General features: G+C 44.3%; 25 protein-coding genes. All 25 read left to right on the top strand.

Translation table 11 applies throughout. From position 1 onward, the window contains the following. Positions 1-143: 143 nt before the first annotated feature. The 25 genes from AC1DLI_RS14655 to AC1DLI_RS14535 all read left to right on the top strand — a co-directional run bounded on the left by AC1DLI_RS14655 (position 144) and on the right by AC1DLI_RS14535 (position 19,746). Positions 144-623 (top strand): hypothetical protein, encoded by a 480-nt coding sequence (locus tag AC1DLI_RS14655; RefSeq protein WP_477603730.1) that lies wholly within the window; start codon positions 144-146, stop codon positions 621-623. A gap of 251 nt (positions 624-874) precedes the next feature. Beyond that, a complete protein-coding gene (locus tag AC1DLI_RS14650) occupies positions 875-1,174 on the top strand; it encodes a hypothetical protein (protein WP_477603728.1) in 300 nt (99 codons plus the stop codon). Continuing rightward, on the top strand, positions 1,171-1,731 hold the full coding sequence (locus tag AC1DLI_RS14645) for a tyrosine-type recombinase/integrase (protein ID WP_477603726.1): 561 nt from the start codon (positions 1,171-1,173) through the stop codon (positions 1,729-1,731). The genes AC1DLI_RS14650 and AC1DLI_RS14645 overlap by 4 nt, the downstream gene beginning before the upstream one ends. Positions 1,732-1,996: 265 nt before the next feature. After that, positions 1,997-2,608, top strand: a complete 612-nt coding sequence (terS, locus tag AC1DLI_RS14640) for a phage terminase small subunit (RefSeq protein ID WP_477603724.1) — start codon at positions 1,997-1,999, stop codon at positions 2,606-2,608. Further along, positions 2,605-4,416, top strand: coding sequence for a terminase large subunit (locus AC1DLI_RS14635; protein ID WP_477603722.1), 1,812 nt, complete (start codon positions 2,605-2,607; stop codon positions 4,414-4,416). The genes terS and AC1DLI_RS14635 overlap by 4 nt, the downstream gene beginning before the upstream one ends. Next, positions 4,410-4,619, top strand: coding sequence for a hypothetical protein (locus tag AC1DLI_RS14630; protein WP_477603720.1), 210 nt, complete (start codon positions 4,410-4,412; stop codon positions 4,617-4,619). The genes AC1DLI_RS14635 and AC1DLI_RS14630 overlap by 7 nt, the downstream gene beginning before the upstream one ends. Positions 4,620-4,622: 3 nt before the next feature. Next, positions 4,623-6,329 (top strand): portal protein, encoded by a 1,707-nt coding sequence (locus AC1DLI_RS14625; RefSeq protein ID WP_477603718.1) that lies wholly within the window; start codon positions 4,623-4,625, stop codon positions 6,327-6,329. Between the two features lie 24 nt (positions 6,330-6,353). Next, positions 6,354-6,722 carry a hypothetical protein gene (locus tag AC1DLI_RS14620; RefSeq protein WP_477603716.1) on the top strand — a complete coding sequence of 123 codons (369 nt, stop codon included), beginning with the start codon at positions 6,354-6,356 and terminating at the stop codon, positions 6,720-6,722. An 11-nt stretch (positions 6,723-6,733) separates the two neighbouring features. Then, a complete protein-coding gene (locus AC1DLI_RS14615; protein ID WP_477603714.1) occupies positions 6,734-6,928 on the top strand; it encodes a hypothetical protein in 195 nt (64 codons plus the stop codon). 2 nt (positions 6,929-6,930) lie between these two features. Further along, positions 6,931-7,515 carry a DUF2829 domain-containing protein gene (locus AC1DLI_RS14610; protein WP_477603712.1) on the top strand — a complete coding sequence of 195 codons (585 nt, stop codon included), beginning with the start codon at positions 6,931-6,933 and terminating at the stop codon, positions 7,513-7,515. Continuing rightward, positions 7,512-7,652 (top strand): hypothetical protein, encoded by a 141-nt coding sequence (locus tag AC1DLI_RS14605; protein WP_477603710.1) that lies wholly within the window; start codon positions 7,512-7,514, stop codon positions 7,650-7,652. The genes AC1DLI_RS14610 and AC1DLI_RS14605 overlap by 4 nt, the downstream gene beginning before the upstream one ends. A gap of 83 nt (positions 7,653-7,735) precedes the next feature. Further along, on the top strand, positions 7,736-8,542 hold the full coding sequence (locus AC1DLI_RS14600) for a hypothetical protein (protein WP_477603708.1): 807 nt from the start codon (positions 7,736-7,738) through the stop codon (positions 8,540-8,542). Between the two features lie 15 nt (positions 8,543-8,557). After that, a complete protein-coding gene (locus AC1DLI_RS14595) occupies positions 8,558-9,571 on the top strand; it encodes a N4-gp56 family major capsid protein (protein WP_477603706.1) in 1,014 nt (337 codons plus the stop codon). A gap of 56 nt (positions 9,572-9,627) precedes the next feature. Beyond that, a complete protein-coding gene (locus tag AC1DLI_RS14590; RefSeq protein WP_477603704.1) occupies positions 9,628-9,969 on the top strand; it encodes a hypothetical protein in 342 nt (113 codons plus the stop codon). A gap of 17 nt (positions 9,970-9,986) precedes the next feature. Further along, entirely contained in the window at positions 9,987-10,574 is a 588-nt protein-coding gene (locus tag AC1DLI_RS14585) for a phage adaptor protein (RefSeq protein WP_477603702.1), read from the top strand. After that, positions 10,571-12,541 (top strand): glycoside hydrolase family protein, encoded by a 1,971-nt coding sequence (locus tag AC1DLI_RS14580; protein ID WP_477603700.1) that lies wholly within the window; start codon positions 10,571-10,573, stop codon positions 12,539-12,541. The genes AC1DLI_RS14585 and AC1DLI_RS14580 overlap by 4 nt, the downstream gene beginning before the upstream one ends. Before the next feature lie 28 nt (positions 12,542-12,569). Continuing rightward, positions 12,570-12,860 (top strand): hypothetical protein, encoded by a 291-nt coding sequence (locus AC1DLI_RS14575; RefSeq protein WP_477603698.1) that lies wholly within the window; start codon positions 12,570-12,572, stop codon positions 12,858-12,860. Positions 12,861-12,876: 16 nt separating this feature from the next. Further along, complete coding sequence (locus tag AC1DLI_RS14570) at positions 12,877-13,152, top strand: hypothetical protein (RefSeq protein ID WP_477603696.1); 276 nt, start codon at positions 12,877-12,879, stop codon at positions 13,150-13,152. Positions 13,153-13,426: 274 nt separating this feature from the next. Further along, entirely contained in the window at positions 13,427-14,194 is a 768-nt protein-coding gene (locus tag AC1DLI_RS14565; RefSeq protein WP_477603694.1) for a toll/interleukin-1 receptor domain-containing protein, read from the top strand. Positions 14,195-14,251: 57 nt separating this feature from the next. Further along, a complete protein-coding gene (locus tag AC1DLI_RS14560) occupies positions 14,252-14,812 on the top strand; it encodes a hypothetical protein (RefSeq protein ID WP_477603692.1) in 561 nt (186 codons plus the stop codon). 2 nt (positions 14,813-14,814) lie between these two features. Beyond that, positions 14,815-16,218, top strand: coding sequence for a hypothetical protein (locus tag AC1DLI_RS14555; protein ID WP_477603690.1), 1,404 nt, complete (start codon positions 14,815-14,817; stop codon positions 16,216-16,218). Positions 16,219-16,227: 9 nt separating this feature from the next. After that, the gene (locus tag AC1DLI_RS14550) at positions 16,228-16,977 is read left to right on the top strand and encodes a hypothetical protein (protein WP_477603688.1); all 750 of its coding nucleotides are present in this window, start codon (positions 16,228-16,230) and stop codon (positions 16,975-16,977) included. Between the two features lie 63 nt (positions 16,978-17,040). Then, a complete protein-coding gene (locus AC1DLI_RS14545) occupies positions 17,041-17,580 on the top strand; it encodes a stalk domain-containing protein (protein ID WP_477603686.1) in 540 nt (179 codons plus the stop codon). 283 nt (positions 17,581-17,863) lie between these two features. Further along, a complete protein-coding gene (locus AC1DLI_RS14540) occupies positions 17,864-19,369 on the top strand; it encodes a hypothetical protein (protein WP_477603684.1) in 1,506 nt (501 codons plus the stop codon). Continuing rightward, a complete protein-coding gene (locus AC1DLI_RS14535) occupies positions 19,339-19,746 on the top strand; it encodes an aggregation-promoting factor C-terminal-like domain-containing protein (RefSeq protein WP_477605017.1) in 408 nt (135 codons plus the stop codon). The genes AC1DLI_RS14540 and AC1DLI_RS14535 overlap by 31 nt, the downstream gene beginning before the upstream one ends. The last annotated feature ends 10 nt before the right edge of the window (positions 19,747-19,756 follow it).

The following is a 19,756-nucleotide window of genomic DNA, read 5'->3' as shown; positions in this document are numbered from 1 at the left end:
TAACGGAACTGAAGTTGAAGCAAAGTATAGCATGATTAATAGAAATAAATAAAAAGCCTCCGGCCAGTGTTGGGGAACGCACGCCGGAGGTCTTCTAATAATCTCATCTTCTATTATACACAAAAATAGAGAGGATGAGGGGAATGTTGGCAATGGCATCAGAATACGGTCAAGTGGAATGGTTACCAAAAGCATCAGTTAATGATGTTAAGAAAACAAAGAAAATACTTTCTGAATACAGCGAATTAAAAATTGTGGTGGAAGATTATATTAAATATGAGGAAGAGCTCAAGCAGACAATCATTGAGGGCGAGCTGGCGCGGCGGATTGACCAGGATGACCTTTACGCCAACAAAACAGCCAACGCCGTTATAATTGCGATGAATCAGAAGAAAGCTGCAGAAGAATGCATTTCCTTAAAGAATGCGATCGATCGCGCCGTGAATATCATTCGAGATAATGAGGCGCAGCAGGCCATTACGCTCCGTTACCTCAAAGGACATTCTTACACAGAGACTTTGCTTTTTCTCAAGCGAGGTGAGAAGTCCTCAACACTTGACCGCAGGCTTAATGAAGGCCTCATTTCTGTGGCGAACACATTAAAAATGTGGGGAGTCATTTAATGATTAAAAGTGGGGGTAACTTGAGGGTAATTTGGTGGACACTTGGGGCAAATCGTATGCTATGCTTTATTTGTAAAAAATTATCAAAGGCGACTTCCAAAGCGGAGGTCGTCTTTTTTTGTGGACGTTGCGAAATACACAGCTTACTCCGCACCGGCGGTTTGCAACCGCACTACTGATAAGGGGGAATCGCCTTTATCTTAGTAACACACTTTGCGGAGTCATTATTTTTTAAAAAGGAGAAAGGGGTTATGAAATTTGAGAAGTACAATATCCATTTAACCGATCACGGATTCGAGCAGTATTGTGACCGGGTAGAAGAAACAAACCGTGACACTCTATTGAACCAGATCAAGAAATTCTTGCATGATGATAAGTATTTCATCAAGCGAGAATTCATCCATGTTGATGGTGTATGGTGGGTGATCCGGTTTGAATCTGATAATGTTCATTTCGTGACAACCTATGGACGAACGAATATGGACATTCCTGAAGCAATCAACTGGTCGAGGAAAAATAAAGATCGCATCAATCTACTGGAGCCGCTATGAATACGGTTCAACCGATACGAGATCAAGCAATCATTGACGGCATTAAAATGTATCTCAAGGTACGGAACCTGCGTGATTATCTATTTTTTTGTATGGGCATTTATAGCGGGTTACGGGTTTCTGACTTGCTTCAGTTGCGTGTGGGGATGGTTCGAGGAACTCATGTCAAAATGACCGAAAAGAAAAACGTTCATGATAAGGTTTTTATCATTCATCCTAGTATCCGAGATGATCTTAATTACTTCATTGCCAGCAAAGAGGATCATGAGTTTTTATTCCCGAGTCGGCAAGTTAAGAAGAAACTCAGGCTTCGTAAGCAGCCGTTCGACCGCAGCACTGCATACAGAATGTTGAACCGAGCAGCGCGGGAGTTTCGGCTTAAAGATATAGGCTGCCATACGCTTCGGAAAACATGGGGCTATACGCTTTATAATCAGGATCCACGTAACCTAGCGTTACTAATGAAGATGTTCGGCCATCGGGATCCGGCCTATACATTAGACTATATTGGAATGACTCAGGACATGATGGATGCGGCCATAGCACGAATGAGGTGACTTTTAGTGCATCACAAATTGCTGAATGTGGCAGTCATTTTCAGAAAGCGAAACAAAGCTAGAATTTAGCTGGGAAAACCATAAAACAACGAGTGCAACAGAATATTGATTGTGGTTCACCCTAGTTCCATATTTTAGTGGAATAGCTGTTGATTCGTTAAATGTTGATGGCTAGGAATTGGAAGCGTCCAGTTGCCGTCGAAAGCGTCCAAGAGCCAAAATAGGAAAACCACTCAATTCATTCGGAGGTGGCGGTGATGAACTAATGGCGAGGGAAAAAAGTCCAGACCAAAAACGCGCTTATAAATTATGGATCGATAGTGAAAAAACTATGAAGCCAGCAGCTATTGCAGAACAATTAGGTTTGAGTGCAGCGCTTGTCCGCAAATGGAAAAGCTATTATAAGTGGGAAGAAATTAAGCCCAAAGGTCGTGGAGCTCCAAAAGGAAATAAGAATGCAAAGGGAAATAAAGGCGGCGGACCACTTGGCAATGATAAAGCCGTAAAGCATGGTTTATTTCGCAAATTCCTGCCTGATGACCCAGACACCTTGGAAATATTCGACGCAACCAATGAACTTGATCCAATTGAAATTTTATGGACAAGCATTCGAATATGTTTAACGAACCTCATACTGTCTCAAAACCTCATGCATGTGACCAAACGGGATAAATACAGGCTCGATAAGCAGGCAACGGTCTTGACTTCACAATCTGCGGCCATGCGTACGTTGTCGTCTAAGATCGAGCAGTACGAGGACATGTGTCGTCAAGGATTGGCGGATGAAGAGCAGAAACTCCGTATTGAGAAGCTCAAAATACAGGTTAATGCGCTTGGCGGAGATAAAAAGGCTAAGAAGCTGGAGAGCTTCCTATGAAGCTATTAACTTGTAAGCAGATCATCGAGCGAAGGCGAGAACTGTGGGAAGACTCACATGATATTCAGCAGGACATTGAATTTCGTGACGCTGTTGCTGACTATATTCTTCAACATGAACACATCCGGAAGGAGATCGTGGACTATCCCGAGCTCTTGATTGAGATGTGTTTTATAATTGTCGACAAGGAAAAGCGGACATCACCATTCTTTCTGAACGATGTGCAGCATGATTTCATAGACCGTCTAAATTGCGCTGTAAGCGATTATAGGGCGGGTAGGCGGTTATCCCTCAAGTTCATCATCTTAAAGGGCAGACAGCAGGGGTTTACGTCGTGTATCACGGCTTACCAACTGGCATGTACGATCACGAGAAAGAACTTTGAAGGATTTACGGCAGCCGATGATGATTCAAACTCGGCCACAATCTTCGAGAACAAGGCTAAGTATCCTTATAAAGCACTGCCGGGTGCGATCAAGCCGACAGAGAAATACAACAATAAGAAGCAGCTCCTGTTTGAAAACCTCCATAGCAGCTGGGAAGTAAAGACTGCTAGCGGAAACATGGGACGTTCTCGGACGATTAACTTCTTTCATGGCTCTGAAGCTGCCTTCTGGAAGGAAGGCATCAGCGGGACGCAGGCTGGTATTGGTGAAGCTCTAACGAAAGACTCTATTCAGATCTTCGAGAGCACGGCTAACGGCTATAACGAGTACAAAGACCTTTGGGATTCGGGTAACTGGGAGAAATGCTTCTACGAATGGTGGCGAACGCCTGAGTACCGCATGCACTTTGAATCAGAGAGCAAGAAGGAATGGTTCAAGGAGCAGCTTACTGCCGGCAAAGAGTGGATCTGGGAGCGCTGCCGCTGGCTGACGGGTACAATCGGCCTTGAGATCGAACAGGTCTATTGGTATTACGTCAAATATGACGGATACATCAATAAGGATCTCATCAAGCAGGAATATCCGTGTAGCGACCTTGAAGCGTTTCTGGCGTCTGGTAAGTGCGTCTTTAATCAAGAAGTTGTTGTTATGCGGATCGAATACTTGAAGCGTATGTACAAAGCAAATCTACCGCGCCGCGGGAATTTCCGCTTTGAGTGGAACGATCCTGAGAAGCTGGACTTTATTAAGGATAAGAGCATTAAGTGGGTGGACAACCCGCAAGGATCGATAACGATCTATGATATGCCACAAGAACGGTACCCTTACGTTATCGGTGGTGACACGAAGGGCGAGGGACGCGATAAGTACGCAGCGACCGTAATCAACAACATAACAGGCAAGCGCTGCGCTTCATTGCATCTGGAGGCTACCAACAGTAAGCCGTACACCTATCAGATGTATTGCCTTGGACGTTACTACAATGACGCACTGATCGGAATTGAAATGAACTTCAACACGGCGCCGATCGAGGAGCTTGATCGTCTTCGGTACCCGAATCAATATGTACGTCAAAAATACGATGACTTCACAAAACAAACCGAGAAAAAATACGGCTGGAAGACGGACGGCAATACGCGGCCGCTGATCATCGATAAGGAAATTGGTCTGATCGAGAAGAACATTGATCTTTTCACGGACATAACATTCCTTGGCGAATGCTTGACGTTTATTTACGACAAGAACGGTCGTCCTGATGCAGAGAGCGGTAAACACGATGATTTGCTCATCAGCGACATGATTGCCGCAGAGATCCGCACACAGCAATCATTCACGCTTTCTGAAACGATTGTAGAACGTGAACCGCTGCCGTTTGCACTTCGAAGTGATGAGCCTGAAGAAGAGGAGGGTTATGGTTGGTAGATCAGATTGAACAATTGGCCAAAGTGCTCGAGACAGATGGTCTTGAGGTTGAAACCTCCGCTTTAATTAACCTGGCGATCCGGGAGCAAGTAGAACTGTATCGTTCAGAATTGAAGGCTCCTGCACCAGCAAATGTGGCGGACGTGTTGACGCAACCAGACATTATGAACGAATGGGTTAATGGTGCACAGGGAGGTGAATAACGATTGGCGACAACAAAACGAAACATAGATAGCATTCAACAGATCGTGAGTACTGATCAGAAGCGTTATCAAGATGGATTGAGCTACATGAAGCAAATGGGATACTTAATTAACTGGCCTAAATATGAACGCTTTAAAGCAGGCGATCAATGGCCGGCTCCTACAGAGCGAACTCGCAACCTACCGCGGCCAGTGTTTAATATCATCGATCTGATTGAATCGCTTAAGGTCAGTACGGTTATGAACGAACAAATCATGATGCGCTTCAGCTCATCAGATTCGGGCAGCGAACTGGCAATTGAAGCTGCAGACAAATTTACGAAATACTCGGATACCGTTTGGGAAGAGATCCAGCAGAATGACTTGAATGAACAAATGTTGGAGATAGCAGCAAACATCGGTACCGGCATTCTCCACTATTACTGGGATAGCTCAATCAAAGGCGGTAATAAACTAAAGTATGAAGGTAAAATGTGCGGTGAAGTGTTAGATGCTATCAACGTGATCTTTGGGAATCCGCAGTGCAGGGTTGTCCAGAAACAACCGTATATCCTGATCTCTTATCGTGAAATGACCAAGACCCTCCGTAATGAGGCTAGAGCGAATGGGCTCAGCAAAACCTTAATCAGCATGATTGGACCCGATAAGAACACAGCGGATGAAGGATACGATATGGCACAGCATGAGATTAGTGATGATGATAAAACAACCGCGCTACTCTGTTATTACCGTCATGAGGATGGTTACATCCATTTCCGAAAGGTAGCTTCTGGCATGCTGATCAAGCCTGACACGAATATGCAGATGAAGAAGTATCCTATTGCCCTCATGCCGTGGAAGCGCCGGAGGAAGTCGATCAATGGCATTGGAGACACACAGGCCATTATCGAGAATCAGAAATCGATTAACTTCATGATCGCAATGGGTCTGCTGTCTGGTCAGTTAACTGGTTGGCCGAAGATGGCGATCGACCCGATGCGCGTAGACAAACGAAAGATAACCAACACGCCAGGCGAAATCATTGAAGTAAAGAACGCAGAGAAGGGCTTAAGCAACGCTGTAGCCTATCTGAATCCCGGCAATATCAGTCCTCATGTCATGCAGCTGGTTGATACTGTTGTTGATATGACACGATCAATGACAAGCGCAAATGATGCTTCTACAGGAGAAGCGCCAGGAGCGAATATGAGCGCTGCCGCACTCATCCAGCTACAAAGAGCTAACGGTGTACCGATTGAATCGGTTAAACGTCGGTTTTATAAGTGTATGGAGGATGTTGGCCGTATCTGGGAAGAGTTCTTTAAGGTCCGATACAATTTACCACGTGAAGTAATGGTGAAGGACGATGACGGTGAAGAAGAGTTTACCGAATTCGACGGAAGCAAGTACGCGGATACTGATCTGAATTTGAAAATAGATATAGGACCGTCTTCGATGTTCTCAGAAGCGCTTATGATGAGCTCGCTTGATCGCTTCCTTGACATGAAGTTCATTACGTTCGATCAGTATTTGAAATACGCTCCAAACAACGTTGTGCCGTTTAAAGCTCGTTTGRTTCGAGAACTAGAGAAGCAACGCGAGGACCAGGCAGCAGCTATGCCGACAGCGGATCCACTCGCATCATTGTCACCTGAGCAGAGAGCGCAGTTCGATTCATTACCGCCTGAGGAACAGCAGGCAATATTACAACAAGCTCAGCAAATGGGCTAATAATATGCAAGAGGTGAGCTGAAAATGAAACTAGAAATGAATCAACTTCGTCTTCAGGAACAAAGACAAATCGGAGACATTGCAAGGTCTGAAGCAGGGTTAAAAGGCTTGCTTGGCGCTAAAGAGCTCGCACATATTCAAGAAGACGCTATCGCTTGTCAGGGCGAACGATCTGTCCTTGAAACGATGGTAATTACAGCTGGTAGATTGGAAACGATTGAGCACAAGCTCACTAGGCTTCATGGCTATTTGTTTGGCGTAGAACCAATGTTGTGTGACTCTGTTGTTTCTTCTCCTGATACAAATGTTCGATCTCTAGCAGGATACGCATTTGGTAGCACTGTAGAAATAGAACGCATGCTTGATGAAATCTATCATCGCTTAGCGAATTAAGGAGCGTATGAATGACTAATAACATTGTTGATAAGGTCGGAAGTGAAGTTACTGTATGGACGCAGGACGGCAACCCAATGGAAAACCGTAAGCTGCTGACGCTTGATACGTTCGGCATTGTGGTAACAGGGTATGAGTCCTGCGAAAAAGCGGTATTTGTGCCTTGGGTGCAAGTAAAATATGTTGATTATCCAGCGGAGGTGTAAGGATGAATTACAGAAAGAAGCCAGTCGTCATTCAAGCAATGTTGCTAAAAGAAGATAAAGAAAGCATAGCTCAAGTTATTGAATGGGTGAATGGTATTGACATGTCGACGAGTGTTATTGGCAGAGATGTATGTATAAATAATGTACTTGGATCTGGTGGAATTAATATCAGAACGCTTGAAGGGATTATGCTTGCAAGCTTTGGCGATTATATCATTAAAGGCGTCAAGGGTGAGTTTTATCCGTGCAAGGCTGATATTTTTATGAAATCCTATGATCCTGCGATATCCGGTATGTCCTTTGGTGCAGCAATCGAGGCTTTGAAAGATGGTAAGAAAGTAGCTCGTGAAGGCTGGAACGGCAAGGGAATGTGGGTGGTACTAATGCCCTCATTGAAACTTCCAGCACACTCTACACAAGAGCCGGGCGCAAAGGTTAACGATCGTACTGCTAAGCATATTGGAGTCGATACACCGCTAGATTCACAGCCATACATCGCAATGTGGACAGCGGCTCAGCAATGGCAACCTGGTTGGTTAGCATCGCAAGCTGATATCTTGGCGGAGGATTGGCAGGTCGTAGAATGAAAGTATCAGTGTTGATCGAGCAACTGCAACAACTGAATCCAGACTGGCAGATTGGGATCGCTAATGAAGAGCATGGTGTAGTTGAGCTTCAAGCTATCGAGTCTGATGTTACAAACGATGTATATCGAATTGTTTAAAAGGCCCTTCGCAGAGCAGCGTAGGGCCTTAAATTTTCGGCGTTAAGGGTGGGGTTGCGCCGACCACCAAGGAGGAAATGCATATGTTTGAATTTGAATGGTTGATGCCCCGGTTCGAAATGGACGGGGCTATTGGTGCTGCATCCAGTGATGGTGCAGGAAGTGCGGAGCCGCTTAGCGTTGCGGCAGGAGCAGAAGCTCCGGTTGTAGGGAGCGCCCCTGCAGCAGCTCCGGTGGATGGCGGAACTGTGCCTGATGTTTCCCAGCAAGAATCCTTTGCTACTCGCCTTCGCGAAGCGACAGGGAAGATTGAGGAACGGTATAAGCCGATTCAAGGGCATTACTCCAATTTGGAGAAAGTGGCCAAGCTTGCCGGATTTGAAGATCCGGGCGAATATCTATCAGCTCTTGAAGCACATGCAAAACAACAACATGATGCTGCTGAAGCTCAGCGTCTACAGGTTGATCCCGAGACCTATCGACAATACTTCGCGCCTCTTAAAGAAGATTTGAATCAATCGAAACAGCAGCTTGCACAATTGCAACAGAGCGAACTTCAAAGAACGGTGAAAGCTGAATTTGACCGCTTGAGAAGCGCTCACCCTGATTTTGAATCTGTACAGGATAAAGTACTGGATCTTGCATCCGAACGAGGTTATCCACTCGAAGAAGCATACAAGCTCATTGTATTTGATGAACGTGTTAATGCTGCTAAGCAAGCAGGCCAGCAAGAAGCGATTCAGAAGCTGCAGGCTAATGCCGCGGCATCACCCGGTGCAGTTGGCGGCGATGCACCTGATCAAAGTTTTGATTTCACTAAGCTCTCTAAAGATGAGAGACAAAAATATTACGAACGAGCGAAGCGCGGGGAACTTAAAAGCCTTCGCTAGAGGAGGACATTTATTATGTTTACAGGTTCACGATTCGGCGCGGCTATGCGCCAACCAATGTTTTTTCCAACCGATGTTAACAGCTATAACGCCGGCGCCGGCCAGAACCAGCTTTCGGCTGAGAACGCAACTTTTTATAAAACAGCTATGCTTGACCGCTTGCTGCCGGATCTTCACTACATGCAGTACGGAGAGAAGAAACCTATTCCAAAACGTAGTGGCGCTACGGCGCAGTGGCGCAGGCTGAATAACCTAGCTGTAGTCACTACCGCTTTGACTGAAGGGGTAACGCCTGATGGCGTAAACTTGAGCGTGACTGCTGTGACAGCCACTGTAAAGGATTATGGTAACTTTACCAAAATCTCAGGATTTCTTGACATGGTGGGTATCGATCCAATTATTACTGAAACATCTGAGCTTATGGGTGAGAATGCCGCTGAATCGATGGACACTATTGTCCGAGATATTATTACTGCCGGCACGAATGTCGTTTATGCGAATAGTCGTTTATCTCGGATTACTGTAACCGCGACTGATCTTATTACAGCTGCTGACATTCTCAAGGTCCGCACCATTATGAAGCGGAACAAAGTACGTGAGATTAAGCTGCCGGACGGATCTATGGGTTATCTGATGTTCATTCACCCAGACGTAGCTGCGGATCTAATGAAGACGCAGGAATGGAAGGACCAGAACACGTACGTCAGCACTGACAACCGGAAAGCTGGCGTTGTAGGTAAGCTCTATGGCGTTTATTTCCTCGAGTCGGTCAATAACACTATCCTGACGGATGCGGGCGCAGCGAGTGCAGAGATTTACTTGAATATCTGCATTGGTAAAGGGGCATACGGTGTTCCTGATGTGGACGGATCGGGAAGCCCTGATATTAAAGTCAAAGCAGCCGGTAGCGCAGGCACAGCGGATCCACTCGACCAATTCAATACCGTTGGTTGGAAGTCGACCTTTACATCTCTTCGCTTGCAAGAATTGGCTATCATTCGTTACGAAAGCTCAGCAACAGCAATCTAGTATATGACATGCGAGAGGGCCCCTATTGGGTCCTCTACGCTTGAAGGAGGATCACCATGAGTGATGAAAATGTGAAAGATCTTGAACAAAATGAGAAAGAGGCAGCGGCTGCCGAAAAAAAAAGCTCAAGCAAGTTAACAAAGGACCAGCGATCCACGCTTAAGCGTCTGCAGGACCGACCGACAAAAACGATTTTAATTCCCGAAGATCCGCTAAATCCGGATGATCTGGTGGTTCCTATCGGCGTAAATGGTGTTATTTATTCCATTCCACGCGGTAAAGAATTTGAAGTACCTGATGTTATCGCGGATATTTGGCATGAATCGTATTCGAAAACGGCCGCAGCAAACCGCCGGATTAAAGTACAGCAAGATCTCGACATTACAATTAGATCCTAAGAAGGGAGGGGTAGAGGATGCTGCTCCTTGAAATCGTAGAAGAGATATTGGAGAAGGTTGGAGAAGGGCCGGGAAGGTCACTCTCTATGCCATCGATTATCCGTAAAGTGGACCAGAAGCAAAAACAAATCCTGCGACTGTATGGATACAACAATGACGACGTCGCCGTCTTGGACATTTTAGCGGGCATTGGAGAGTACCCTCTGCCCTGCGCCCCAGGAAATATTACAAGCGTATATGTGAACAATGAACGCATTCCGCTCAGGCAGCGGAACAATTACATGATGGGTACTTATTATTACTTGCTAGATGGAACGATCGGGCTTCACTTAAATCAATCCCTGTCACCTGCAGAGGACTTATTGCAGGGGCTTAAAATATTTCATAAACATGTGCCCACCGCGCTTGAGGTGGGCACTCTCAATGTACCGCCTGAAATTGAAGAAGATTATCATATGCTCCTTGTATATGGTGTTTTAATAGATATAGCAGAACCAAGCATGAGAGGGTTTTATAAAGCTGAATACGATGATCTGCTTCAAGATTACGTATTTGCTACACGAGATCCTGAATCTACTCAAGTTAGTGAGGTGTACCGTCCTTGACGACAAGATACTATCCGCCTGATGATTCATCGTCTAATACAGATCCAATAGCAGCACAAGCTCAGACAACCTATGAGAATTACAAGAAGATCAAAGGATTCGAGGACGTTGGTTACTTCTTATTGGCGTATGTTGTTAGCGGCGGCGCCGTCACGCAGAACATAACGCGAAACGATACGATTGATATTACTGATATCGTTGTTTCCTTAAACGATGACATCATGGCCCGTGAGGGCACGAGTTTCCGATCCAAGATCGCCAACACGAATTATTACTTGGACTTCACCAGCGATGGTGATTGGTATTGGGGAACCTCGCATCCTGACGGCTTGATCGGGACGGACTACCTAACGATCGCGACGGTAACGACCAACGGCAGCATGAACATTGCATCGATAACCGACACTCGCGGTCCAGTCGGCGGCTTCCGTTTGAAGTCGGATTATGGACTTGAGGATTATGCTCTTAAGGCAGATGTTGATGCGCAGTTGGCGGATATTGCGAAACTAATTGTTTCTCCTTTAAGGTTTGGTGCTGTAGGCGATGAAATAACCGATGACACACAAAGTATACAAAATGCAATAGAACACGCAGAATTGACAGGAGCTATATTAGATGGGCTAGGTAAAACGTATCTTGTGTCGGATGTAATGGGATTAATCCCGGCCGATGCAGGATCGTATCGAGATGACTATGGGCTATATATTTCTGGCTCTATTACAATGAGGAATATAAATTTTAAATTGAAAGATGCATGCGCGGACTTTACAACGGTTATTAACATTTACTCAGGTAGTGATGAATATGTCACCCTTGAGAATGTAACTATTGACGGAAACCGTGACAACCAAACGCATACCGAAGCGCGAGAGGACGGAGGCATGCACGGGGTTAGGTTGTACGGCAATACGACTAGTTCCGTTACAGGAATCATTCATATAAATAAATGCAAGATTAACAATTGCGAATCTGATGGGATGGTATTTAGAACCATCACACCACAGAGGGCAACTGTAGAGAATTGCTTATTCGATAACAACACTCGAAATGGTTTCACAGACAACACACTGGATAACATGACTGTTAGAAATTGCGAATTCAGCAATACAAATGGATCTGCTCCTGAAAGTGGATACCATTGTGAACCGGACGATAACAAAACTTTTAAAAATAGGATTATAGAAGGGTGTAAATCAATAAATAATACTTATGGTTTTCGATTTGACATTAGGCCAGGGAATTGTGACAACATCGTGTTTAGGGATTGCTACACAGACAAAGACATTACGTTTGTGACTGAATCAACAGATGCAAACATTAGAACATTTAAGAACATTTTGATAGATAATTGTATCGCACTGGAAATCAATATTTCTCATAATGGCAGTACCGCTGGTCTAGGTACTGGTGAAGTTAATAATGTAAAAGTTTCTAAATGCAGAGTAACGACAAATGTTAAGTTTGATGGAGGAGATTCGGGTAAAATTACAGATGTTTTTGTAGACAAGTTAAAAGGCAGAATTCAACTTCTTGGTAATTTAGATGGAGTAACAATTAAAGAAATTAAAGCCATTTCAGATACATCTGCAGGAAGAGGGATATACGGCATCTTCGCAACATCTATCAAAAATCTTATTATAGAATCTTGTCATTTCGAAGTAGCGGAAGGTATCACTTGTAAGTTAATTGATTTAAGCGTAGGAACGAATGAAAATATAAAAATTAAAAATTGCACCTTCAAGTCAAACGATTACAGCATTTATGTGGTTGGCGATAAGGTATTAATAGACGGTAATACTTTTTATGCAAGAGGTTCATTTTCCTATTTTACGAGAGCTTTGACAGCAACCAATGTTATATATATAAATAACATTCAAGTAAATAAACAAATCGACGGAACAGCGCCATCTGGAGCAGTAAATAGTTTAGATACGACTGCAGTCCAATCAAATAATATAATAATGTAACGGATTCTAAACAAAAGGAGGTTTCGACATGTTTTTAATAACGGATTCCAATAAAAAATGGTATTCGGGAACCGCAGCTCCTACGACAGGAACTTATGCTGTTGGGGATAGAGTCTTCAATACTGCTCCAACTTTAATAAAAAATATTTCACATTGGACATGTGTAAATGCAAGTGGATCAGGAACATGGACAGCCCATGGATGCGGTACAGGGACAACGGCAAATAGACCAACATTGACAACAAATGATGCAGGATATCTCTATTATGACACCACAACTTCCACGAAGATATTTTGGACAGGTTCAGCTTGGGTTTAAAAAAGGGAGGCAGACAATGGGAGTAATTATTGGATCAATCGAATTAGAAACAGGAATAACTGTAGAAAATGCATACGGTCGAATTGAATCGGTAAGCGGTGGTAAACTAGGCGCGGAAATAGGTTTTAGATTATACATCTCACAGGAAGCGGCTGTGGAAGGTAAGGCTCATGTAAGACAAACGCCATATACCTTTATACCTTCTGTAGAAGAAAGTGCGGCAAACTTTATCAAGCAGGGATACGAGTATCTTAAGTCGTTGGAAGAGTTTTCAGGAGCGATTGACGCTTAAGGAATATACTGTGCAGTAGAAAGGAAGTAACATGAGATATGAAAAACTCTTTAATCCTTCATAGCAAAGGTGAAGTGATAGAAACGGTTCATGTAAATGACGAGGGTAAGGTTCTCTTAAACGGAAATGAACTAAAAACACTAGAGGATACACAAGTCGTATTGAAGCTAATAATTCTCGCCATTAGTGTAAAAAAATAAAAAAACGATTTACTGCCCCTTTACAGTTAATGTATAAATAACTAGTATCCAATTTATTGAAAAGGGGCAGAACAGTGGAAAAGCCAAAAATTTTTATTAGTCACATCACTGAAGAAAAAGATTTAGCAAAAATATTAAAAGAGGAAATCGAAAAAGCGTTTCTAGGCTTACCCGAGATATTTGTTTCTTCTGACGGAGAGAGCATATCTGTGGGAACGAAATGGTTGGATGAGATTGACCAAGCACTTAAAGAAGCACAGATTATATTGCTTTTGTGTAGCAAGGGTTCAGTGACAAGGCCATGGATTAACTTTGAAGCAGGGGCAGGCTGGGTTAAGGGCATACCTATCATTCCAGTTTGCCATACAAATATACGTCCAATTGAGCTCCCTATTCCGATTAACATGCTTCAAGGTATAGAGGCCACAAGTAAACAAGGTCTCGAAAAAGTTTTTCAAATGGTGGGTAAATTTTTAGGGGCTAGTTTCACTCCCAATGTGGACTATGATCGGATTATCGATGAAATCAAAGTTTTTGAGAAAGAATATGGCGTAGTAGAAGTCGTAAAACAGTCCGTGAAAGCAATGATCAAAATCGAGCCACAATTAGAGCAAATTTTAATACCTACTCCGCAAGCTACGCGCATAACAGGTTATATGAGTGAGCTAACTGTTGATAAGCTGCGCCCACACTTTGATATTCTTAAGAGCATGGGGATGAGTGACTACAACACCGGAGGAAATAAAATGACCTTTGCGGCAAAAGGGGGCGGCAATGAATTAGAACTAACCTTTGAAATGACGCCACTTTACTACACTATTGCAGAAAAGGTTATGAAATAACAAACTGCGAGCACCCATAGCGGTGCTCTTTTTTATGCATAGATAGGAGGACGTTTAATGCCATTAACTTTGCAACAAATCATAACGGAAGCAGACATTCTTGTTCCGAATGTCGTTGCCGTATCGGATAAGGTCCTGCAGTTGACGCAAGTCAATCAGGACTTTTTTAATGTGGTTAAGATACCGCAGATTGGTCGTTTCACTTCCGTGCTGGGGCAGGCGGGTAATGTGCTCGCTGCGGATGTGCGGGCGAAGAACATTGACTTGGTTGAGGTTGGGCTGTTGAAGTATAAGGATTTGCAGACGGATGGTGTTACTCCGCTAGAGAATAATTTTAGCTTCGATGATAATACTCATGTCCTCACACTATCCCCTGCACCGTATCAAAGTGGATTGCAGGGGATTGTTCGTTACCATAGGATCGGCACAACGACATTCACAAGCGGGAACCTTGCGGCGATACCGGATGTGCCGGATGAATATCAATGGACGCTTATCCCAGCTTTAGCCTCGTTCCTCGCTAATACGCAGGACGATGGGATGAAAGCCAGCTTGTATGAGGGGCAGTACAAGGCAGCCTGGAATGTGGCCGCGCAGAACTATCAGAAAGGAGCCTAGGCATGGGACCTATACAGTATCAAGTGACTCAGCCGCAGGAGCTCGGAGGGATATCGGTCGCAACTGTCAGGGACTTTCGTGGGGTTAATAGCTTTGATCCTTTATCGATTGCGGATAGCTTTTGGACGGATATGTCGAATCTTACAACCGATGATTATCCTGCCGCGTCTGTCAGGCCGGGTTACACGGTGCTGGGGAACGCGATCGGGACTAAGGTTCTGGGCATGGGGATATGGAAGGACGCGGAGCTGCATGTTGTATTTAATGACGGCAGTTGGCGGAAGTGGACCGGGGCAGCTTGGACGACTCTAGCAAGCGGGCTTAATACAGCCGCAATGTGGTCGTTCACGAATTTTCAAGGCAGCTTGACCGATATAAACTTGATTGCGGCCAACGGAATTGATCCAGTAAAGAGGTATGACGGAGCAACTGTTCAGAACCTCACAGGCGCGCCCAGCGGCGGCAACTACATTACAACTTACCAAAATAGGTTGTGGTGTGCCGTGGGTAAAGAACTTCATTCCTGTGCGCTTGATCGTCCCACAGATTGGACGGACTTCTCCGGTACCGAAGAGGACTCCTATGTTAAAGATATCGAGAGCAGCCGCGGCGAGAACATTAACATGCTATCGGGCAGCTTAACCAAGCTGACGATCGGAATGCCAAATGCGATCCGGGAGTTATACGGCGGTGTTCCTTCTGATTTTGCAGATCGGCTTATTACCGAGGATGCGGGCTTTGCCAGCAACCAGGCTGCCGTCACACATGATGGCATCATGCGCTTGCTGCATAGAACAGGGATATACGAATATGCCGGCGGGGCCATACCTTCAAAAGATTTCTCGGAGACCATCAGTGATTATCCGTTTACGGTGAACGCGGACAGTGCGGCCGGCTCGGACGGTACGAAAATATATTTCAAGGTGTCTAATGCAATCCTTGCCTACGATCCAAGGTCAGGGGTCAACGCATGGAGCATATGGCAGGGGATTGATGCTTCTTTTTTTACAGTCATGCAAGGCATGATGTATGTAGGCGATTCTGTGGGCCGTGTGCTCCGCCTAGGCGGTTTGACGGACGCAGGCGCACCTATAACATGGTTCGCTATAACAAAGGCATTTAGCAGTTCTACAATCGCTCAGATGATGCGCTGGCTTAAGTTGTGGTTTGCAGTTGAGATGGCAGAGGGAAGTACGCTTAACGTTTCTCTATCTCCTAGCGTGACCGGGAACGATTGGACGCTGGTAAAGAGTATCGTAGGTGATGGCAGCATGGGAGTGCAGCGCGTACTGGTTCCAGTAGATGAAATCACTTTAGCTAAGTATGTGCGAATTAAGATCGATGGCACCGGCTGGATCAGATTGCACGATCACACGAGGAAACAGCGGGCGCTTCCGCTGTATTAGGAGGGCAATATGACTCAATTAAATCAAGTCTCAACAAGGATGAAGGCTCCGCCGCGTCAGATCGATTTAGAAGGTCTGAGAGATTTCGTAGCTAAACTGAATGACACAGTAGCGATTTTAGCAAAAGATCTAGATTTCATCGTTAATGGGAATCTAGATGCGAATAACATTCGAGCGAACAGCATTGAGACGAAGAACCTTAAAGCAGATAGTGTTACGGCTGATAAGATAATGGTAAATGAATTATCTGCAATTACTGCAAACTTAGGGCATATCACTGCTGGCTTGATCGAAGCGGTTACGATCATTGGTTCATATATTGCGACAGCTGACGGTACATATCCGCGCTGCGAGATTTCATCGACGGGTAATTTATTTGGAGCCTATCGAAACGCGTCTGATTATGTAATTTTGGTCCCTGTAAGTGGATTGAGCTCAGCACCTGGAATAGAAATGAATCAAGGTACAGCTAAGCTACTAATCGGTCATGGAGCTGCTTCATTGCTAGGAATGGGAATTAAAGCGAACAGCGATTTTGAAATAGAAGCTAGCGGTGGAATTTATTTAACTGGCGAAACGAATGTGCCTAGTTGGAACTCCTTGAAAAATATAGCTACGTTAAACACATTGCAGCAAGATCTAGATAATAAGGCTGATATTGCTGATGCAGGTGTGAATTTAACTTTTGATACAGTGACAAGAAATCTAAAGATGTTTAATGCAAATGGAACACAAATAGCTATCGTAAACATTCCATAGATTCCGACAAATCTTGCAATGTGGTATACTCTTAGAAAATATTACCTTGCAGGAGTTGAATATATGAAAAAGTTTATGATCGGATTAGTGTCAGGGGCGCTACTTATGGCTTCGGGACAAGTTTTAGCTGACAGTGTATCAAAGATCGGCCAGAAAATAGACGGTGAAGCAAAGGTCGTACTTAACGGCGAACAACTCAGTAATGCCGTGATAAGCGAAGGCAAGAGCTATGCGCCTGTTCGTGACATTGCAGAGGCGTTAGGGGCATCAGCTTCCTATACAAAGGGCGTGATTACAATAGAAGAGAATCAGGCAGACATTGGTATACCGGATAAAATTGCGTTGTTAGAAGGAAAAAAGAAAATTATTGAAGACAAGATTGCATCTGTGGAAAAAAGCATCAAAGGACTCGAAGAAGAAACTATTCCGTTTAGAGAAGAGCGCCTTAAAACAGCAGTAACAGACGCTCAAAAAGCTGGATCTCAGGCAGTTATCGACGAATTGAAGTTGGCTCTTTCGGAACATAAAACAAACCTTGCTGATCTTAATGCTCAGCTCAGAGTAATAGACGCTGAAATTGAATCATTAAATTCTCAAATATGAGTCGAACAAATCCCTTATATGTTAGATTAATTTCAGGATGGCTATTATCTGGTATCGTTATTGGTTGGATAATGTCTACAGATGCAAAAGACAACCCTTTCCCTTGGATGTATATATTACCTCAATTGGATTTTGAAAATATCGGTCACAAAGTAATGTTTTTTCATGCATCTTCATTTGTATTTTTAATAATTGGATATTATATCGGCAGTAATAAAAAAGAAAATAACAAATAAAAGAGTCGTCCACTGGGCGGCTCTTTTATTTTTGAAGGAGGGTTAATATGGCGGCATCATCCAGTTATGCAGCAAGTCAAAATAAACGTTGGCAAGAAGCTAATAAGAGTGGCGACACTGATTTAATTGGTCGCTTGCAGGCGGATTCTAAACGAGCAGGGTATGCTCTCGAGCCTTACAAGGCTGCAGTATCAAGTGTAAAAGCTAGTGTCTCCCCAGCATCGTCTGTAACAACTCCGATAGTGCAGCCGACTAGCAGAACAAACCAAACTCTTAATTCCATAGCTGGTTTGAACAGTTCTCCTCAATTTGAATTCAAAGGTCCAGAGGAATTCAAATATGATTACAATACTGACCCTGCTTACCAATCTGCTTTGGCATCAGCCAGATCCAATATTACTCAGTCACAAGCGGATACAGGAGCAGCATTACGTGCGCGCGGGCAGGGGAAGTCAAGCTATTCGGAATCGGTCGCTAACCAAATTAGCGCAAAAGAGATGGGGAGAGTAAGCACAGAGGTGCTGCCACAGCTTATCAGTCAAGCATATGAACGATATGCTGATCAGTCTAACCGTGACATGCAAGTTCAAAGTGCTAACTATGGTGTTGGTCAGGATCGATTATCGAATCTCGCTAATCAATATGGGTTGCAAAATCAGCAGGACTTCCAGAATCCGCTGGCAGAATCTCAAATTACAGGGCAATACCTATCCGGTGAAGCACGTCAATATATGGATGCAATCATTGGTCTTAAACAACAAGCTGAAGCGTCAGGCATAACAGCAGCTGCGAGGTCAGGACTTAGCAAACAAGCGGACGCGTATCGAGCCGCTTTAAGAGGATTAGGCGTTGATCCAACACTGTTTGGTGCAAATGTGAATGCGAATAGTGCTATGGGCAACTATGGATCAGCTGGTACTCGAACACTTGCGGCACAGGCGCAGGATCTACAAAGCAAACAAGCAAACCTTGCGGCAGCTCTTAACGTTGGTGATGCAACAGGGAGATTGATTACGCCTACTTCAGACTGGGGTGGTCTCTTTAGGCAAGTGGGGAATGGTAATACACCACTTAATCTTGCAGGTCAATCTTTTGTAGCAAGTGAAGATCAGCGCAGTCTAGATAACCAATTCAGAGCTCAACAATCGGCTATCACGCAAGCATATCAGAACGGTCAATTATCACTTGACCAGTATCGTTTGGCACTGCAAGAGCTGGAACAGCAGGACAATAGCGATTACAGATGGGCTGGATTGGATTTTGAAATGGCTAATCAAGCATCTGCAGGTACTGAGTATAATGGCATGACCCCGAACCAGGTATATGATGCGCTCAGTAGCCGGTTTACAGTAACAAACACTGATGATCCCGATAATCCAGTAAAAAGTCTTCCGAAAGACGCGGCAACACGTGAACAGATGTATTTATCCGCAATTGATTCTGGCTTGCCTGATGCACAAATAGAGCAATTAATGAGTCTGTTGGGGCTGACCAAAGCTGAACTAACGGCATGGAATAAAAAATACGGTGTAGCAGCCACGCCGGGAAAGTAACGAGCTCCAGCGGGGGAGCATACTCCAACTATTACAAAGCTGAGCAGGACGCTAAAGGTAATCCGAAGGCATATGCAACTGCAAATTCCGCTGTTTCCCGCGCACTAAGAGATGGCGGTTACGATAATTCGTGGTTTCAACCAATAATGGAACTAGTGGCACGTGAATCATCATTTAACAGCAATGCATCAAATCCAAAATCATCAGCAAAAGGGTTGTTCCAGTTTTTAGACAGCACACGCAGTAACTATGGTGGTACGAAGGTGGATTGGTCAGACCCCTACCAACAGGCGATCGCGGGATTAAAATACGTAAAAGACAGATATGGAACTCCTGAAAAGGCTTTGGCCTTCTGGGATAAAAATAAATATTATTGACGTAGGAGGC

The sequence above is a fragment of the Paenibacillus sp. 01T443 genome (genome assembly GCF_056398325.1).
Note: the sequence above shows the minus strand (reverse complement) of the source record. Positions and strands in the feature narration are given on the sequence as shown.

Bases quoted from the DNA above. Each gene is read 5' to 3' on its own strand.
- AC1DLI_RS14655 (WP_477603730.1), top strand. From the start codon at position 144: ATGTTGGCAATGGCATCAGAATACGGTCAAGTGGAATGGTTACCAAAA.
- AC1DLI_RS14650 (WP_477603728.1), top strand. From the start codon at position 875: ATGAAATTTGAGAAGTACAATATCCATTTAACCGATCACGGATTCGAG.
- AC1DLI_RS14645 (WP_477603726.1), top strand. From the start codon at position 1,171: ATGAATACGGTTCAACCGATACGAGATCAAGCAATCATTGACGGCATT.
- terS (WP_477603724.1), top strand. From the start codon at position 1,997: ATGGCGAGGGAAAAAAGTCCAGACCAAAAACGCGCTTATAAATTATGG.
- AC1DLI_RS14635 (WP_477603722.1), top strand. From the start codon at position 2,605: ATGAAGCTATTAACTTGTAAGCAGATCATCGAGCGAAGGCGAGAACTG.
- AC1DLI_RS14620 (WP_477603716.1), top strand. From the start codon at position 6,354: ATGAAACTAGAAATGAATCAACTTCGTCTTCAGGAACAAAGACAAATC.
- AC1DLI_RS14615 (WP_477603714.1), top strand. From the start codon at position 6,734: ATGACTAATAACATTGTTGATAAGGTCGGAAGTGAAGTTACTGTATGG.
- AC1DLI_RS14610 (WP_477603712.1), top strand. From the start codon at position 6,931: ATGAATTACAGAAAGAAGCCAGTCGTCATTCAAGCAATGTTGCTAAAA.
- AC1DLI_RS14605 (WP_477603710.1), top strand. From the start codon at position 7,512: ATGAAAGTATCAGTGTTGATCGAGCAACTGCAACAACTGAATCCAGAC.
- AC1DLI_RS14600 (WP_477603708.1), top strand. From the start codon at position 7,736: ATGTTTGAATTTGAATGGTTGATGCCCCGGTTCGAAATGGACGGGGCT.
- AC1DLI_RS14595 (WP_477603706.1), top strand. From the start codon at position 8,558: ATGTTTACAGGTTCACGATTCGGCGCGGCTATGCGCCAACCAATGTTT.
- AC1DLI_RS14590 (WP_477603704.1), top strand. From the start codon at position 9,628: ATGAGTGATGAAAATGTGAAAGATCTTGAACAAAATGAGAAAGAGGCA.
- AC1DLI_RS14585 (WP_477603702.1), top strand. From the start codon at position 9,987: ATGCTGCTCCTTGAAATCGTAGAAGAGATATTGGAGAAGGTTGGAGAA.
- AC1DLI_RS14575 (WP_477603698.1), top strand. From the start codon at position 12,570: ATGTTTTTAATAACGGATTCCAATAAAAAATGGTATTCGGGAACCGCA.
- AC1DLI_RS14570 (WP_477603696.1), top strand. From the start codon at position 12,877: ATGGGAGTAATTATTGGATCAATCGAATTAGAAACAGGAATAACTGTA.
- AC1DLI_RS14560 (WP_477603692.1), top strand. From the start codon at position 14,252: ATGCCATTAACTTTGCAACAAATCATAACGGAAGCAGACATTCTTGTT.
- AC1DLI_RS14555 (WP_477603690.1), top strand. From the start codon at position 14,815: ATGGGACCTATACAGTATCAAGTGACTCAGCCGCAGGAGCTCGGAGGG.
- AC1DLI_RS14550 (WP_477603688.1), top strand. From the start codon at position 16,228: ATGACTCAATTAAATCAAGTCTCAACAAGGATGAAGGCTCCGCCGCGT.
- AC1DLI_RS14545 (WP_477603686.1), top strand. From the start codon at position 17,041: ATGAAAAAGTTTATGATCGGATTAGTGTCAGGGGCGCTACTTATGGCT.
- AC1DLI_RS14540 (WP_477603684.1), top strand. From the start codon at position 17,864: ATGGCGGCATCATCCAGTTATGCAGCAAGTCAAAATAAACGTTGGCAA.